Annotated in this window: 17 protein-coding genes; 8 read left to right on the plus strand and 9 right to left on the minus strand. The window is 69.4% G+C overall.

Going from position 1 to position 16,051, the window contains the following annotated elements:
• Positions 1-119: 119 nt before the first annotated feature.
• From CS1GBM4_RS18450 to CS1GBM4_RS18465, 4 genes are read right to left on the minus strand one after another with little or no spacing between them, the layout of a single operon-like run.
• On the minus strand, positions 120-920 hold the full coding sequence (locus tag CS1GBM4_RS18450; RefSeq protein WP_186420194.1) for a transporter substrate-binding domain-containing protein: 801 nt from the start codon (positions 918-920) through the stop codon (positions 120-122).
• Between the two features lie 47 nt (positions 921-967).
• Positions 968-1,699, minus strand: coding sequence for an amino acid ABC transporter ATP-binding protein (locus tag CS1GBM4_RS18455; RefSeq protein WP_186420195.1), 732 nt, complete (start codon positions 1,697-1,699; stop codon positions 968-970).
• The gene (locus CS1GBM4_RS18460; RefSeq protein ID WP_186420196.1) at positions 1,686-2,336 is read right to left on the minus strand and encodes an amino acid ABC transporter permease; all 651 of its coding nucleotides are present in this window, start codon (positions 2,334-2,336) and stop codon (positions 1,686-1,688) included. Before CS1GBM4_RS18460 ends, CS1GBM4_RS18455 begins: the two co-directional genes overlap by 14 nt.
• Positions 2,333-2,992 (minus strand): amino acid ABC transporter permease, encoded by a 660-nt coding sequence (locus tag CS1GBM4_RS18465; protein WP_186420197.1) that lies wholly within the window; start codon positions 2,990-2,992, stop codon positions 2,333-2,335. Before CS1GBM4_RS18465 ends, CS1GBM4_RS18460 begins: the two co-directional genes overlap by 4 nt.
• 155 nt (positions 2,993-3,147) lie before the next feature.
• Here CS1GBM4_RS18465 and CS1GBM4_RS18470 point away from each other — a divergent pair, with 155 nt between their 5' ends.
• The 4 genes from CS1GBM4_RS18470 (at position 3,148) to CS1GBM4_RS18485 (ending at position 6,649) form a co-directional block, all read left to right on the plus strand.
• Positions 3,148-3,933: a helix-turn-helix domain-containing protein gene (locus CS1GBM4_RS18470; RefSeq protein ID WP_186420198.1), complete on the plus strand. Its 786-nt coding sequence runs from the start codon at positions 3,148-3,150 to the stop codon at positions 3,931-3,933.
• 116 nt (positions 3,934-4,049) lie between these two features.
• Positions 4,050-4,259 (plus strand): hypothetical protein, encoded by a 210-nt coding sequence (locus tag CS1GBM4_RS18475; protein WP_186420199.1) that lies wholly within the window; start codon positions 4,050-4,052, stop codon positions 4,257-4,259.
• A gap of 154 nt (positions 4,260-4,413) precedes the next feature.
• Positions 4,414-4,740: a polyhydroxyalkanoic acid system family protein gene (locus tag CS1GBM4_RS18480; RefSeq protein ID WP_186420200.1), complete on the plus strand. Its 327-nt coding sequence runs from the start codon at positions 4,414-4,416 to the stop codon at positions 4,738-4,740.
• Positions 4,741-4,873: 133 nt separating this feature from the next.
• Positions 4,874-6,649 carry a cation:proton antiporter gene (locus CS1GBM4_RS18485; RefSeq protein ID WP_186420201.1) on the plus strand — a complete coding sequence of 592 codons (1,776 nt, stop codon included), beginning with the start codon at positions 4,874-4,876 and terminating at the stop codon, positions 6,647-6,649.
• Positions 6,650-6,655: 6 nt separating this feature from the next.
• Here the strand turns inward: CS1GBM4_RS18485 and CS1GBM4_RS18490 are convergent, their stop codons facing one another.
• Both CS1GBM4_RS18490 and CS1GBM4_RS18495 read right to left on the minus strand, forming a co-directional pair.
• The gene (locus tag CS1GBM4_RS18490) at positions 6,656-7,591 is read right to left on the minus strand and encodes a site-specific tyrosine recombinase XerD (protein ID WP_186420202.1); all 936 of its coding nucleotides are present in this window, start codon (positions 7,589-7,591) and stop codon (positions 6,656-6,658) included.
• Positions 7,588-7,731: a histidine kinase gene (locus tag CS1GBM4_RS18495; protein WP_186420203.1), complete on the minus strand. Its 144-nt coding sequence runs from the start codon at positions 7,729-7,731 to the stop codon at positions 7,588-7,590. Before CS1GBM4_RS18495 ends, CS1GBM4_RS18490 begins: the two co-directional genes overlap by 4 nt.
• 175 nt (positions 7,732-7,906) lie before the next feature.
• Here CS1GBM4_RS18495 and CS1GBM4_RS18500 point away from each other — a divergent pair, with 175 nt between their 5' ends.
• From CS1GBM4_RS18500 to CS1GBM4_RS18510, 3 genes are read left to right on the plus strand one after another with little or no spacing between them, the layout of a single operon-like run.
• Entirely contained in the window at positions 7,907-8,497 is a 591-nt protein-coding gene (locus CS1GBM4_RS18500) for a shikimate kinase (RefSeq protein WP_186420204.1), read from the plus strand.
• Positions 8,494-9,639, plus strand: a complete 1,146-nt coding sequence (gene aroB / locus CS1GBM4_RS18505) for a 3-dehydroquinate synthase (RefSeq protein WP_186420205.1) — start codon at positions 8,494-8,496, stop codon at positions 9,637-9,639. Before CS1GBM4_RS18500 ends, aroB begins: the two co-directional genes overlap by 4 nt.
• A gap of 11 nt (positions 9,640-9,650) precedes the next feature.
• The gene (locus CS1GBM4_RS18510) at positions 9,651-10,982 is read left to right on the plus strand and encodes a CNNM domain-containing protein (RefSeq protein ID WP_186420206.1); all 1,332 of its coding nucleotides are present in this window, start codon (positions 9,651-9,653) and stop codon (positions 10,980-10,982) included.
• Here the strand turns inward: CS1GBM4_RS18510 and CS1GBM4_RS18515 are convergent.
• The 3 genes from CS1GBM4_RS18515 to CS1GBM4_RS18525 form a co-directional block, all read right to left on the minus strand.
• Positions 10,972-12,144, minus strand: coding sequence for a calcium:proton antiporter (locus CS1GBM4_RS18515; protein ID WP_186420207.1), 1,173 nt, complete (start codon positions 12,142-12,144; stop codon positions 10,972-10,974). The genes CS1GBM4_RS18510 and CS1GBM4_RS18515 overlap by 11 nt on opposite strands.
• A 110-nt stretch (positions 12,145-12,254) precedes the next feature.
• Entirely contained in the window at positions 12,255-13,235 is a 981-nt protein-coding gene (locus tag CS1GBM4_RS18520) for a TRAP transporter substrate-binding protein (protein WP_186420208.1), read from the minus strand.
• A gap of 77 nt (positions 13,236-13,312) precedes the next feature.
• Complete coding sequence (locus tag CS1GBM4_RS18525) at positions 13,313-15,130, minus strand: glucan ABC transporter ATP-binding protein/ permease (RefSeq protein ID WP_186420209.1); 1,818 nt, start codon at positions 15,128-15,130, stop codon at positions 13,313-13,315.
• A gap of 142 nt (positions 15,131-15,272) precedes the next feature.
• On the opposite strand from CS1GBM4_RS18525, the gene CS1GBM4_RS18530 reads away from it, so the two are divergent.
• Positions 15,273-16,043, plus strand: a complete 771-nt coding sequence (locus tag CS1GBM4_RS18530; protein ID WP_186420210.1) for a MotA/TolQ/ExbB proton channel family protein — start codon at positions 15,273-15,275, stop codon at positions 16,041-16,043.
• Positions 16,044-16,051: the final 8 nt, after the last annotated feature.

Raw genomic sequence — 16,051 nt, forward strand, 5'->3', positions numbered from 1 at the left:
GGTCATGCTCGGGCTGACCTGAGCATCTCAGGCAGGATCAGGCTCCGGCTGGAGCCATCTCGTCATGAGATTCTCGGGTCTGCGCTACGCTTCGCCCGAGAATGACGGCAGTGGGCTGCTCACAGCGACGGCAGCGGGTCCATCGGCATGTCCAGATACTTCTTGTGCAGCCGGTCGAGCTCGCCGTTCATCGTGTTGAAGAAGATGAAGCCGTCGAGCCAGCGCACCAGATTGTGCTGGTCCATCTGCACGCCCATATGCGCCGGGCTGCGCCGGATGACGAATTTGCGCTCGAACTCCTTGCTCGGGTTCTGCTTGGCGAGCGCCTGGGCGACGATCGAATTGGTCGCGAGCAGATCGGCCTGGCCGGTGATGTAGGCGGCCGCCGCGGTCGCGTCGTCCTCGGTGCGCATGATCGTCGCCTTCGGCGCCGAGGCTGTGATGGCGAGTTCCTGCGTCGTGCCCTTGGCGGCGGCGACGCGGTTGGAGCCGATCGTCTCGGCGCTCGTCACATTGGCCGATTTCGGGCCGTAGACGGCCAGGAAGGTGTTGGCGTAGGGCGCGGTGAACTGGATCTGCTTGGCGCGCTCGGGCGTCAGCCCCATCACCGAGATGACGATGTCGACCTTGTCGGTGAGCAGGAACGGGATGCGGTTGGCCCCGGTGATCTGCTGCATCTCCAGCTTCACGCCGAGGCCCTTGGCGACCATTTCGGCGAATTCGATGTCGAAGCCGACCGCTTTGCGGTTGGCGTCCTGCGAGCCGAAGGGCGGGGCGTCGAGCGGCACGCCGATGCGCACCACGCCCTTGGACAGGATGTCCTGGAGCTTGTCGGCCCTGGCCTCGGGCGCCCCGAATGCGGCGATCGCCATCGCCGCGAGACCTGCCAGGAATGAACGGCCTGCGAACAGTCTGCGCATCTGCTTTCTCCCCTCGTTGACCCGTTACCGGAACTGATCCTCCCGCCTCAGTGCAGCACCGCGCTGAGGAAGGTCGTGAGCTCGGGCGTCTTCGGCCGGGCGAGCACCGCCGCGGCCTGGCCTTCTTCGTGGATACGGCCCTCGTGCATGAAGACGACGCGGGAGCCGAACCTGCGGGCGAAGCCCATCTCGTGCGTGACGAGGATCATGGTCATGCCCTCCTGCGCCACGGCTTCGAGCACCTTCAGCACCTCGCCGGTGAGTTCGGGATCGAGCGCCGAGGTGACCTCGTCGAACAGCATCAGCTTGGGCCGCATGGCGAGCGAGCGCGCGATCGCGACGCGCTGCTGCTGGCCGCCCGAGAGCTGGGAGGGGTAGGCGTCGAGCTTGTCCTCGAGTCCGACGCGGGCCAGCACCTCGCGGGCGACCTCGCGCGCCTCCTCCGGCTTCTGCTTCTTCACCACCCTCGGGGCGAGCGTGATGTTGTCCGCGACCGAGAGATGCGGGAACAGGTTGAACTGCTGGAAGACGATGCCAACCTCCTGCCGCAGCTTGCGCAGGTCGGTGGCGGGACTATTGACCTGGACGCCATCGACGCGGATCGTGCCGGCCTGCACCGGCTCGAGCCCGTTGACGCAGCGCAGCAGCGTGCTCTTGCCCGAGCCCGAGCGGCCGATCACGGCGACGACCTCGCCCTTCTCGACGTCGAGCGAGACGCCCTTGAGCACCTGGTTGGCGCCGTAGCTCTTGCTGACGTCCCGGATTTCAACGAGCGACATCGAGCTTCCGCTCGAGCGAGCGGCTCCATTGCGTGAGGGGGAAGCACATCGCGAAATAGATGCAGGCGACGGTGATGTAGACGGCGAAGGGCTTGTAGGTGCCGGCCGCCGTGAGCTGGCCCTCGCGGGTGAGCTCGACGAAGCCGATCACCGCGGCGAGCGAGGTGTTCTTGATCAACTGCACCAGGAAGCCGACGGTCGGCGGGATCGCGATCCGGATCGATTGCGGGATGATGACATGGCGCAGCTGCTCGGCCAGCGAGAGCCCGAGCGAGGCGCCCGCCTCCCATTGCGTCCTCGCGATCGAGGTCAGCGCGCCCCGCCAGATCTCGCCGAGGAAGGCCGAGCCGTAGATCGAGAAGGCGACCGCCGCCGCGATCCAGGGATTGACCGAGATGCCGGCGAGCGGCAGCCCGAAGAAGATCAGGAACAGCCAGACCAGCAGCGGCGTGCCCTGCACGACATGGATATAGCTCGCCGACAGCCAGCGCAGCGGCGCGACCGGCAGGATGCGCAGGATCGCCAGCGCGAGGCCGAGCACCGCCGAGCCGGCGAAGGCGACCGCCGTCAGCGCGATCGTCCAGCGCGCCGCCGCGACGAGGTACATGACGTCGATCAGGCCGAATTCCCGAATCATCGCACGAACACCAGGCGGTAGATCAGGGCGAACAGGCCGCGGAAGCCGATGGCGAGCGCGAGATAGAGCACCCCGATCACCGTATAGACCTCGAAATCGCGGAAGGTGCGCGACTGCACGATCGAAGCGGCGTGGAAGAGATCCTGCACCGAGATCTGCGAAGCGACGCTGGTCGCCAGCATCAAGAGCACGAACTGGCTGGCGAGCGCCGGGAACATCGCCTTCAGCGCCGGGAAGACGACGATGTAGCGGAAGACCTGCAGGCCGGAGAGCCCGAGCGAGTGGCCGGCCTCGATCTGCGCCTTCGGCACCGCTTCGAGGCCTGCGCGGACGATCTCGGTGGTGTAGGCGCCGAGATTGATGACGAGCGCGATCATCGCCGCCGTCAGCCCGTCGAGCCGCAGGCCGAAGCTCGGCAGCCCGAAGAAGATCAGGAAGAGCTGCACCAGCAGCGGCGTGTTGCGGATGATCTCGACATAGGCGCCGACGATGCGGCGCAGCCAGGCCGGGCCATAGGTCCGCCCGGCGGCGCAGAGCACGCCGATCAGCAGCCCGCCGGCCATGGCCACGACCGAGAGCAGCAGCGTGATCCAGACGCCGTCGAGAATGGACTCCCAGGCCGCAAAGACGTCGCGAAACTGGAGCCCGTACTTCATCGCCGTCAGCCCTGCCGCGGCCGCCGGCCGGGGGCCGGCCGTCCGGACATGCTGGACGGATGCTGCGGCGATGCTGTCATCTCTCTCCCTCTTTACCCGGAGGCTAGTTTGGCTTCTTATTTGATGTCAAGCTTCACATATGAAACAGGCGCGGCATGAGCGTTTTCCCTGAAGCCGAGAGCGAGGAGAAGGCGGCCTATGCCGCCCCGGCCCTGGAAAAGGGTCTCGATATCCTCGAGCTGCTCGCCGAGACCGGCGAGCCGCTCTCGACCCGCGTCATCGCCGAGCGGCTGCAGCGCTCGAAGAGCGAGATCTTCCGCATGGTCTTCGTGCTGCAGCAGCGCGGCTATCTCGAACGCGAGGCCGGAACCGACCGGCTCGGCCTGTCGCGCCGCCTGTTCGACCTCGGCATCAGGACGCCGGGCGGCAAGCAGCTCACCTCCGTGGTGCTGCCGCTGATGGAGCGCTTCAGCGAGGAGAGCGGCCAGGCCGCCCATCTCGTGGTGCTGAGCCGGGCGCAGACCGTGGTGCTCGCCACCACCGCCGGCCATCTCGACGCCAGCGTCATCGTCCGCCCCGGCTATGGCCGCCCGGCACTCGACGCCAATTCCGGCCTGCTCATCCTCGCCTTCCAGTCTGAGGCGCGCCGACGCGGGCTGATGCGCGAGGCGCCGCCCCAGATCCGGCAGCGCCTCGACGAGCCGGGCACCCAGGCCGCGCTCGCCGAGATCCGCGCGCTCGGCCACCGCATCGCGCCGAGCCGCGACATCCTCGCCGTCACCGACATCACCTGCCCGGTGATCGGCCCGGCCGGCCACGCCGAGGCGGCGATCCTCGTGCCCTGCCTGCAGCGCCACGGCGTCGAGACCGACGAACACGCGATCCTGCTCGCGCTCAAGGCGTGCGCAGCCGAGGCGGGCTTGCGACTGCCGCTCGGCTGATCCTTCCGCAAAAACAGCGGCAATTGCCGCAGCCCAACCCGAAGCCGGCCATACGCTCTCCCAAATTGCTCGCGATTTTGCCTCTGACAGACGCAACCGCCACGGAGGAGGACAGCATGGCCGAGACCGCGACGAGCCCCGACACCATCGTGATGACCGATCCGGAATGGATCGCGCTGGAGAGCATCAGCGAGGAGACGCGGCGCTTCATCTTCGGCGAGGCGATGCTGCGCCTGCTTCAGGGTCGCGGCCTGGCCGAGCCGGGCGACGAAAACTGGAAGGTCACGCCTCAGGGCCAGCAGGCGCTCCAGGCCCACGGCCATTGAGTTGCGCCGAGCGTCATCCGGCACACAGTCCCGGACGGCGAAGCGAGGCGCCGGGCGCCCCATGCGATGTCGCTTCGCCGGGCGGTTGCAGGCACGCAGGGCGCAGCCCATCTCAGCGGCACGCCGGCTCGCTCACGCTTTCGGGACCTGACGCATGAAACGCCCCGTCACCATCACGATCTCGCACGCGCTCGGCCGCGAGGCGGCGCGCCAGCGGCTGCAGGGCGGCGTCGCGACGATCCGCGACAAGCTCGGCAGCTTCGGCATGCGGCTGATCGAGGAGGACTGGCAGGGCGACACGCTGCGCTTCGGCGTCGCCGCGCTCGGCCAGACCGTCAGCGGCAGGATCGACATCGAGGACGAACTGGTCCGCGTCGAGGTGATGCTGCCCTGGATGCTCGCGATCTTCGCCGAGAAGCTCAGGCTCGGCGTCGAGAAGCAGGGGCGGATCCTGCTCGAGCACAAGCCGACCAGGGCCTGACGCTTCCGCACACGTCGCTCCCACCGTGTCGCAGCCGCCCTTGCGACTTTTGTCTGCCATCGAAGGTTGAATTCCCGCGCCGCGATCCGCAAAGTCGCAGGCGCTCTTCCTTCCGCCTGCCCACCGGAGACCCATGCATCACGGCCCCTTGATCGCCATCATCGTCATGGGCCTCGGCCTCGCCTTCGTCTTCGGGGCGCTGGCGCAGAAGTTCAGGGTGTCGCCGCTGGTCGGCTATCTGCTCGCCGGCGTCGCGGTCGGCCCCTTCACCCCCGGCTTCGTCGCCGACCAGAACCTCGCCAACGACCTCGCCGAGATCGGCGTCATCCTTTTGATGTTCGGCGTCGGCCTGCATTTCTCGCTCAAGGACCTGCTTTCGGTGCGCGCCATCGCCGTACCGGGCGCGCTGGTGCAGATCGCCGCCGCGACCTTGCTGGGGCTGGGGCTCGCGCTGCTGCTGGGCTGGGGCATCGTCGCCGGCCTCGTCTTCGGCCTGGCTCTGTCGGTCGCGAGCACCGTCGTGCTGCTGCGCGCCTTGCAGGAGCGCCGTATCGTCCAGACCGAGAAGGGCAAGATCGCCGTCGGCTGGCTGATCGTCGAGGATCTCGCCATGGTCCTGGCGCTGGTCATGATCCCGGCGGTCGCCGACGTGCTCGATGGCGGCTCCGGCGCCGCGTCCGGCGGCGGGCCGCTGGCGACCCGCTTCGATCTCGGCCTCTGGGGCGTGCTCGGACTGACCTTGGCCAAGGTCGCTGCCTTCGTCGCCTTCATGCTGATCGTCGGCCGCCGGCTGATCCCCTGGCTCCTGCACTGGGTCGCCCATACCGGCTCGCGCGAGCTCTTCCGCCTCGCGGTGCTGGCGATCGCGCTCGGCGTCGCCTATCTCGCCGCCAGCCTGTTCGGCGTCTCCTTCGCGCTCGGCGCCTTCTTCGCCGGCATGATCCTGAGCGAATCGCCGCTCAGCCACCGCGCCGCGGAGGAATCGCTGCCGCTGCGCGACGCCTTCGCGGTGCTGTTCTTCGTCTCGGTCGGCATGCTGTTCGATCCGAGCATCCTTCTGCGCGCGCCGCTCCCGCTGATCGCGACCATCGCCATCATCCTGTTCGGCAAGTCGCTGGCCGCCTGGCTGATCGTGCGCGCCTTCGGCAAGCCCGATTCCGTCGCGCTGACGATCTCGGCGAGCCTGGCGCAGATCGGCGAATTCTCCTTCATCCTCGCCGGTCTCGGGGTCTCGCTGAAACTGCTGCCCGAGCAGGGCCGCGACCTGATCCTGGCCGGCGCGATCCTCTCGATCGTGCTCAACCCGCTGCTGTTCAAGCTCGTCGACCGCTTCGCCCCGGCGGAGCCCGCCCCGGCCAAGCCCAGGCCGGCGGAGCCCAGGCCGGCCGAGGCGGCGCCTGTCCCCCAGCCTGAGGTTCCTGCAGCCGCGCCTGAGCCGGAGCCCGCCCCCGAGCGCGACATCGCCCCGACGGAGCTGTCCGACCACGTCGTCGTGGTCGGCTATGGCCGCGTCGGCTCGCTGCTCGGCGCCGGGCTCGCGGCGATGGGCGAGAGCCTGCTGGTGATCGAGGACCAGGATGACGGCATCGCCGCCGCCCGCCGCGACGGAGCCGAGGTGCTCGCCGGCAATGCCGCCGATCCGGAAGTACTCGCCGCCGCCGGTCTGGAGCGGGCGAAGCGCCTCTTCGTCGCCATCCCCGGCAGCTTCGAGGCCGGCCAGGTCTGCGAGCAGGCCCGCAGGCGCAATCCCGGCCTGCCGATCGTCGCCCGCGCCCACTCCGCCGCCGAGGTCGAGCATCTCCGGCAATGCGGCGCCAGTCGCACCATCATGGGCGAGGCCGAGATCGCCCGCGCCATGCTGGCGCTCTGCGGCAGGAAGGGCGAGGAACCGGCGCCGAGCGCGGCCTGAACCGGGCTAGCTCTCGCCGTCCATCAGCGGGTGCAGGTCGCGCACCATGCTCTTCAGCCGCTCGTCGAGGACATGGGTGTAGATCTGCGTCGTCGCGATGTCGGCATGGCCGAGCAGCTCCTGCACGACCCGCAGATCGGCGCCGTTCTGCAGCAGATGGCTGGCGAAGGCGTGGCGCAGCACATGCGGCGAGACCTTGGCCGGCGACAGGCCGGCCGCCGCCGCGAGCGATTTGAGGTCGCGCCCGAAGGCCTGACGGGTCAGGTGCCCGCTCTCGCCGTCCGACGGAAAGAGCCAGCGGCCCTCGGCCGCGCTCTGCTCACGCAGCAACGCCAGATGCGCCGAGGCCGCCGCGCGCGCCGCCTCGTTCAGCGGCACCAGCCGGTCCTTGTCGCCCTTGCCCCGCACCACCAGGAAGCGCTCGCGCGTGGTCGCCGCCGAGAGCGGCAGCGCGATCAGCTCGGAGACGCGCAGGCCGGTCGCGTACAACATCTCGATCAGGCAGCGCATCCTGACGCTGCGCGCCCGCGCCGCCGGCGTCTGTCCCTCCCGCTCCGTCATCTGCTGTGCGGCCGCGATCAGCCGGTCGACCTCGGCGACGCCGAGCACCTTCGGCAGCGGCCGGCCGAGCCGCGGCCCCTCGATCGCGGCCGTCGGATCGGTGCCGGCGAGGCCTTCGGTGTAGAGGAAGCGGTGGAACTGCCGGACGGCCGAGAGCCGCCGCGCCGCCGAGGAGGCCTTCAGCCCGCGCCCGGAGAGCTCGGCCAGATAGGCCCGGACATCGTCGGCCGTGACGGCGGCCGGCCCGCCCCGGCTCACGGCAAAGCCGAGATAGTCCTCGAGATCGCGCTCATAGGCTTCGAGCGTGTTCCTGGCGGCGCCGCGCTCGGCCGCCAGCATGTCGAGGAAGCCGTTCAGCCAGGCGCGCGCCTGCCTGCTCATTTCTGCAGCTTCGAGGGCGGCACGATCTCGACCATCTCGCGCGGCTCCGGCTTCACGAAGGTGACCAGGGCGAGCATGCCGCCATAGACCAGCCCGGCGACGACAGCCAGGAACGTCAGGAACTTGAACAGCGTCGGCACGGCCGGCGATTCCCCATGCACCCCTCGCGGTTATTCCTGATCGGCAGGGCCGGATGCAAGCGAAGAACCGATGTTCTCCCGTTCCCGGCGGGCGGCACGCTTTCCCGCTCGGCATCCTCCGGCAGGGCGTGGCGGCAGCCGGATCGTCATGCTAGAGCGTGCGGGAGGGTACACGATGGCAATGGCTGAAACGATCGAACAGGTGGACCGCGACGCTCTGCGCGCCGCGCTCGGTGCGCGTGCGATCGTGCTGGTCGGCATGATGGGCTCCGGCAAGAGCTCGGTCGGCAAGCGCCTCGGCGCCCGCCTCGGCCTGCCCTTCGTCGATGCCGACACCGAGATCGAGACCGCGGCGGGGATGACGATCCCCGAGATCTTCGCGCAGCGCGGCGAGAGCGAGTTCCGCGACGGCGAGCGCCGCGTCATCGCCCGCATCCTGACGACGCGCGCGCCGCTCGTGCTGGCGACCGGCGGCGGCGCCTTCATGAACGCCGACACCCGCGCCCGCATCGCCGAGCTCGGCGTCTCGATCTGGCTGAGGGCCGAGTTCGACGTGCTGATGCGCCGCGTGCGCAAGCGCAGCAACCGTCCCTTGCTTCAGACCTCCGATCCGGAGGCGACCATGCGCCGGATGCTGGCCGAGCGCGAGCCGATCTATGGCCTGGCCGACATCACCCTGATCTCCCGCGACGACCCGCACGAAGTGGTCGTCGAGGACGCGATGGTGGCGCTCGACCGCTGGCTGCGGCGGGAGGCCGCGCGATGAGCGCCGCGGCAGCCACGGCGGCGCCGGCGGCCCGCATCGTCGTTCCGGTCGCGCTGGCCGAGCGCTCCTACGACATCCTGATCGGCCGTCATCAGCTGTGCGAGGCGGCGGAGATGATCGCGCGCCTCTCGCCCGGCGCCCGCGCCGCCATCGTCACCGACGAGACCCTCGCCGGACTCCACGCGCCCGCGCTCGAAGCCTGCCTGCACCAGGCCGGCGTAACCACCACGCGCCTGACCGTGCCGCCGGGCGAGGCCTCCAAATCCTATGCCCGCTTCATCGAGCTCTGCGACGGCCTGCTCGCCGCCAAGATCGAGCGCAACGACCTCGTCATCGCGCTCGGCGGTGGCGTCGTCGGCGATCTCACCGGCTTCGCCGCCGCGGTGCTGCGCCGCGGCGTGCGCTTCGTGCAGATCCCGACCAGCCTGCTCGCCCAGGTCGACTCCTCCGTCGGCGGCAAGACCGGCATCAACTCCAGCCACGGCAAGAATCTGATCGGCGCCTTCCACCAGCCCGCGCTGGTGGTCTGCGACACCGCTTTGCTCGACACGCTCAGCGAGCGCGAGTTCAAGGCCGGCTATGCCGAGGTGGTGAAATACGGGCTGATCGACGATCCCGCCTTCTTCGACTGGTGCGAGGTCAACTGGCGCCGCGTCATGGAGGGCGGGCCCGAGCGCGACCACGCGGTGGCGACCGCCTGCCGGGCCAAGGCGGCCATCGTGGCGCGCGACGAGCGCGAGGACGGCGACCGCGCTTTGCTCAATCTCGGCCACACCTTCGCCCATGCGCTGGAGCGGCTGACCCGCTACGATTCCGCCCGCCTCGTCCATGGCGAAGCGGTCGCGGTCGGGCTTTGCCTCGCCTTCCGCTTCTCGCAGCGGCTCGGCCTCTGCTCCGGCCAGGACGCCGGCCGCGTCGCCGCCCATCTCGTCGCCGTCGGCCTGCCGACCCGCCTGCAGGACGTGCCCGGCGGCACCGGCACCGCGGCCGAGATCGTCGAGGCGATGACCCAGGACAAGAAGGTCAGGCGCGGCGCGCTGACCTTCATCCTGGCGCACGGCATCGGCAGGAGCTTCATCGCGCCCGGCGTCACCGCCGAGGCGGCGCGCGACTTCGTCGAGAGCGAACTCGCGGAAACCTGACCGCTTCCTCCATGGTAGCCATCCCGCATCTCGATCCCTGGCTCGCCATCACCATCGTCGCGCTCGGCGTGCTGCTGACCGGCTTCCTCGCCGCGGCCGATGCCGGGCTCAACGCGATCTCCCGCGCGAGACTCGCGGCGCAGGAGAAGGCCGGCAGCCGCCGCGCCGCGATCGCGCTGCGCGTGCTCGGCGACCGCGAGCGCCTGAGCGGCGTATTCCTCCTGGCGCGCACCCTGGTGAAGACCGCGACGGCGAGCTTCGCCGCCTATGCGGGGCTGGCCTCCTTCGGCGCGGGCGGGGCGGCCGGCATCGCGATCGCGGTCGCGCTCGTCGTCGTCGTCCTCGGGGAACTGGCGCCGCGCATGGCCGCCGTCGCCGATCCCGAGCGGATGTCGCTCAAGCTGGTGCGGCCGGTGGCGCGCCTGCTCGCCCTGCTCGGCCCGCCGGTCCGGCTGATGCAATGGCTGGCCCGCCGCGCCCTCGGCCTGTTCGGCCTGCGGATCGATTCGCAGCGGCCGGTGCTGGCGATCGACGAGATCCTGCGCGATCAGGTCGAGCTGATGCGCCAGGAGGGCAAGGTCGGCAAGGCCGACGGCGACATGGTCAGCGGCCTGCTCGACCTCAAGCAGCTCGAAGTCGCCGACGTGATGATCCACCGCACCAAGATGCGCACGATCAATCTCGATCTCGGCCCCGAGGCGATCGTGCGCGAGGTCCTGGCCTCGCCCTATACCCGCATGCCGCTCTGGCGCGACAAGCCCGAGAACATCGTCGGCGTCCTGCATGCCAAGGACCTGCTGCGCGCGCTCGACGCCGCCGGCGGCGACGCCGGCAGGCTCGATGTCGCGGCGATCGCCTTCACGCCCTGGTTCGTGCCGGAGAACACGCCGCTGCCCGAGCAGCTCAAGGGCTTTCTCGCCCGCAAGACGCATTTCGCCCTCGCCGTCGACGAATATGGCGAGGTGATGGGCCTGGTGACGCTCGAGGACATCCTCGAGGAGATCGTCGGCGACATCCGCGACGAGCACGACGTCGCCGTGCCCGGCCTGCGCCAGCAGCCGGACGGCGCCGTCGTCGTCGATGGTGGCGTGCCGATCCGCGATCTCAACCGGGCGATGGACTGGCAGTTGCCGGATGCGGAGGCGACCACCATCGCCGGTCTCGTCATCCACGAGGCGCGCGCCATCCCCGACGCCGGCCAGGCCTTCACCTTCCACGGTTTCCGCTTCGAGGTGATGCGCAAGAGCCGCAACCGGCTGACGGCGCTGCGCGTCGCACCAGCGGGCAACGGCGCCGATGCCGGCCAGGAAGCAGCCGCGCCGCCCGCCGCGGTCAGGGACTGAAGACCAGCACCAGGAAGACGAAGAACACCGAGAGATGCACCGCGCCTTCCAGCATGGTGGTGCGCGTGCCGGTGAAGGTCAGGGTCGACAGCAGCAGCGTCATCGCCAGGATCACCATGTTGGTGTCGGACAGGCCGAGCACCACCTGCTGGCCGGTGATCAGGCCGATCAGCAGCACGGCCGGAACCGTCAGGCCCAGCGTCGAAGCGGCCGCCCCGAGGCAGAGATTGATCGCCCGCTGCAGCTGGTTGGCGGTGATCGCCCGCAGCGCCGCGATGCATTCGGGCGTGAACACCACCATGGCGATCAGGATGCCGCCGAGCGCGGCCGGGGCGCCGAGCCGGGCGATCCCGAAATCGAGCACGACGGCGAGGCTCTTCGCCAGGATGACGATCGGCAGGATGTTGGCGAGCAGCAGCGCGACATGGCGCGGCGTCGAGCCTTCCGAGGGCCGGTGCCCCGGCTCATCTTCCGGTTCCGGATCGGGAGCCGGCGGCGCGGCAGGGTCGGGCGCCGGCTGCATTCTGGCCCGGATATAGGCCGAGCCGTAGGGCATGCTCGATTCGCCCGCCGGCTCCTTGAAGAAGACGCTGTGCCGGCCGGTCTGCAGGATCAGGAAGGCGCCGTAGAGCAGAAGCGTGAAGAACGAGAACGCGATCGCCTGGAAGCTGGTGAGCGTGCCGTGCCCGGTCGAGGTGGTGAAATTCGGCAGCACCAGCGGGATCAGCGTCAGCGGAATGATCACCGCGAGATAGGCCGAGGCGCCCTTGAGGTTGTAGCCCTGCGAGAAGTGCCTGAGGCCGCCGATCAGGAGGCCGATGCCGACGACGCCGTTGAGCACGATCATCAAAACCGCGAACATCGTGTCGCGCCCGAGGGTCGGCGCGCCCTTGGCGCCGAGCATCACCGCCGAGATCAGCGCCACCTCGATGATCACGATCGAAAGCGTCAGGATCAGCGTGCCATAGGGCTCGCCGAGCCGGTGCGCCAGCTCCTCCGCCTCGTGCACCACGCCGAAGGCGGACCAGACGATGACGCCGAGCAGCCAGCCGAAGATCAGCAGCGACGGCATGGGCGCGCCGAGCTGCGCGAGCAGCGTATCGCCGAAGAACTGGAAGGCTGCGACCGAGGCCCAGGCGCAGGCGAGGCGGGCGATCATCATGTCCGGCAATGGATCCGTCGTTGGGCAAGGAGACAGGCGAAGACTCGCCGTCAAATGATCTCACAACGGCACGCCGGTGACACGCGGTTTCGCCCTGTGCGGCCCCCGTGTCAGCGCTTCGCGAAGGCCTCGAGGACGGCCGCGCCCTCCGGCCCGGCCTTGGCGCGCCATTCGTCGACCGCGACCTCGCCGGCGGCCGCGAGCCGCTGGGTCAGGTCCGCCGGCAGGTTGGCATGGATGGTCACGCCATTGGCCCGCATGCGGGCATAGTTCTCCTCGAGCCGCGATGTGATCGCGCTCCACTGCCGCCGCTCCGTCGCGGCCGCCGCCTCGTCGACGACCTGCCTGAGATCCGCCGGCAGCGCCTCGTAGGCGGCGATGCCCACGCTCGCGAACGAGATCGGCAGCGCGTAGTTCACCTCGCTGAAATGCGGCAGGAACTGCCAGAGATTGCGGCCGGCCCCGCCGTCTCCCGAGGACAGCACCGCCGTCACCGAACCATCCTTCACCTTCGGCATCGCGTCGGCGAAGGACAGGTTGACCGCCCTGGCGCCGGCATTGCTCATCACCGTGGTCGAGGTCGCGTCATAGGTGCGGATCGACAGGCCGGCGAGATCCTTGGCCGAGATCACCGCCTCCTTCGACCAGATGCCGGAAGCCGGCCACGGCGTGGTGTAGAGGATGCGCTGGCCATAGCCCGCGAACACCTTGGCATAGGCCGGCTTCGCGATCTCGGCGAGGCGCTTCGCATCCTCGACCGAGGTCGCGAGGAAGGGCAGCGAGGACAGTCCGAACAGCGGATGCACCGCTCCCAGCGCTCCGGCGAAGGCGTCGCCGGCGGCGACCTTGCCGTCCCGGATCGCGGCGATCATCCCGGCCGACTTGATCCCCTTCGCCGCATCGAAGCTCGGCACGATGGTGAGCCGGCCCCCCGAGCGTTCGTTCACCAGCTTCGCGAAGGTCGCGACGCCTTCGCCCGGAATGGCGCTGGCCGGATATTCGGTCGGCATCTCCCAGACGGTCTGGGCGAAGGCGGCGGGCGCCGGCGAGAGAATCATGGCCAGCGCGAGCGCGGGCAGAAGGCGGGGCATGGGACGGATCTCCGTGTCGATCGGGCGGCGGCGCGGCCTGCGCCTCGGCGATGCGGGTCGCGCGGGCCGGCCGGTCCTCACGCCCCAGGCAACTTCTGCGCCAGCGGGCTGACCTCGCCGTCCGGCAGTGCCTGCGCCGGCCTGTCGGCGACGAGGTACTGCGCCCGGGCCAGCGCGGCGAAGCGGCCTCCCTTGGCGACCAGCTCCTCGAAGGATCCCATCTCGATCACCCGGCCCTGCTCGAACACCAGGATGCGGTCGGCATTGCGGATGGTGGCGAGGCGGTGGGCGATGACGAAGGTGGTGCGGCCCCGCATCACCTCGTCGAGGGCCTTTTGCAGCTTCACCTCGGTCGCCGCGTCGAGGGCCGAGGTCGCCTCGTCGAGGATCAGGATCGGCGGATTCTTGAGCAGCGCCCGGGCGATCGACAGGCGCTGGCGCTCGCCGCCCGACAGGGTGCGGCCGCGCTCGCCGACGATGGTGTCGAGCCCGTCCGGCTGGCGCGCCATCACCTCGCTGGCCTGGGCCCGGTCGAGCGCCTCCATCATCTCGGCGTCGGTGGCGTCCGGCTTGCCGACCGTCAGGTTCTCGCGGATCGAGCGCGCGAACAGCATCGGCTCCTGGAAGACCACGCCGATATTGCGTCGCAGGGAGAGGAGCGAGATCTCGCGGATGTCCCTGCCGTCGGCGAGGATGCGGCCGGACTGGGGATCGAAGGCGCGATGCAGCAGCCCGAGCGTGGTCGACTTGCCCGAGCCGGTCGAGCCGACGATCGCGATGGTCTCGCCGGGATTCACCTCGAACGACACGTCGGCGACGGCGGCGCGCTTGCCGTCATAGGAGAAGGAGACGTCGTCGAAGGCGATGCGGCCCTCGAGCCGGCCGGCATCGGCCGCGCCCGGCAGGTCCCGCACCGCCGGCAAGGTGTCGATCACCTCGAAGAACTCGCGCATCTTCGGCGCCTGCATGAAGATGAAGTTCACGAAGGCGACGATCTGCTCGAGCCGCCCGACCAGCATGGTGGCGAAGCCCATGAAGGTGACGATCTCGCCGACCGTGGTCAGCCCCTGCATCAGGAGCCAGGTGCCGACCACGAAGATCGAGAGCACGGTCAGCGTCGCCGAGGCGCGCGTCGCCACCGTCGCGACCGCCCACCAGGTCAGCACCGGGAGCTGCGCCTCGAGCAGGCTGGTGATGGTGTTGCGCAGGCCGCGCACCTCGGCCTCGATCCGGGTGAAGCTCTGGATCACCGGTACGTTGCCGAGCGCGTCCGAGGCCCGTTCGGCCAGGTTCGAATGATAGGTCTCGACATTGCTCTGCAGCTTGTCGGTCTTGCGCAGCACATAGGCGGTCAGCGAGCCGAACAGCAGAACCAGGAAGATCAGCAGCAGGCCGAGCTGCCAGTTCTTCCACAGCGTGAACGGCAGCAGGATGAAGAGCGCGACGAAGCTGGCGCAATGCTCGCGGAAGAAGGAGAGCCACAGCGCCCACATGCCGCTGGTGCCTTCCAGCATCACCTTGAGGACCCGGCCGGAATGGGTCTGCGTGTGATAGGCGAGCGGCAGCGTCAGCGCGTGCTCGAAATAATCGGCCATCACCGCGAGCCGCCGGCGATGCGCCAGCCGGTCGGCGTGCAGCGCGACGAAGACGCCGGCCCCGATGTTGAACAGGCCGAAGCCGACCCAGGCGGCGAGCAGCAGGTTGACGTCGCTCCAGGCCGGGCGGGCGCCGGCATTCTGGAGGCTGGTGAGCCTGTCGATCAGCGCGCCGAACAGCATCGGCTCGGCGAAGGCCGCGGCGGCCAGCGCGATGTTGGCGAGCGCGAGAACGAGCCCGAGGCGTCGCTCCGGGCCGAGCTCGCCGAGGACGCGGGCGTAGATCGCAAGCAAGGACATCGCCAAGCAGCTTTAGCTCAGGATGCGGCGCGAGCAAGCCCTGAAGCTTAACGCTTCTTTAAACCGCCGCTCCCTATGGTTACCGCTGCGGCGAAGGCATGGCTTCGCCGCAGCGTCAGCTGGGCGGCCGTGGGGTGAGTTCATGGATATCGCAACCGGCGTAGGCATCCTGGCCGGCATCAGCGTCCTCGTCGGGCTGATCCTGATCGACGGCGGCAATTTCGCCGCCTATTTCGACAAGCACGCCGTGATCGTCATCTTCGGCGGCGCCACCGCCGCGACGATGGTCCGTTTCCCCTTCACGGTGATCATGCACGGCCTGCCCATGGGCTTCCGCTTCGCCTTCACCATGCGCTCGGTGCACCCGCGCGAGCTGATCGAGGAGATCACCCGCGTCGCCGAGATCAACCGCAAGAGCGGCCCGGTCGCGCTCGAGAGCGTCGAGGTCTCCGATCCCTTCCTCGCCCAGGGCCTGCGCTACATCGCCGACGGCTACGACAAGGATTTCATCCGCGACACGATGGAGCGCGACCGCGACAATTTCCTGCAGCGGCTCGACGAAGGCTCGAAGGTCTACCGCGCCATCGGCGACTGCGCCCCCGCCTGGGGCATGATCGGCACGATCCTCGGCATGGTGACGATGTTCGCCAACATGTCCGACCCGTCCAAGCTCGGCCCGGCGATGGCGACGGCGCTGCTGGCGACGCTCTACGGCGCGGTGATCGCCAACATGATCACCCTGCCGCTCGCCGACAAGCTGCACATCAAGCTCGAGGAGGAGGAGATCTCGCGCACGCTGATCATCGACGGCGTGCTGCAGATGCGCGACGCCAAGAGCCCGACGCTGGTGCGCGAGATGCTGCTCGCCTATCTGCCCGACCATCATCGCGCCGAGATGGCGGAAGCGACCTGAGAGGGCCC

Origin of the sequence: Allobosea sp. CS1GBMeth4 (genome assembly GCF_900185715.1) — a bacterium.
Lineage (GTDB): Bacteria > Pseudomonadota > Alphaproteobacteria > Rhizobiales > Beijerinckiaceae > Allobosea.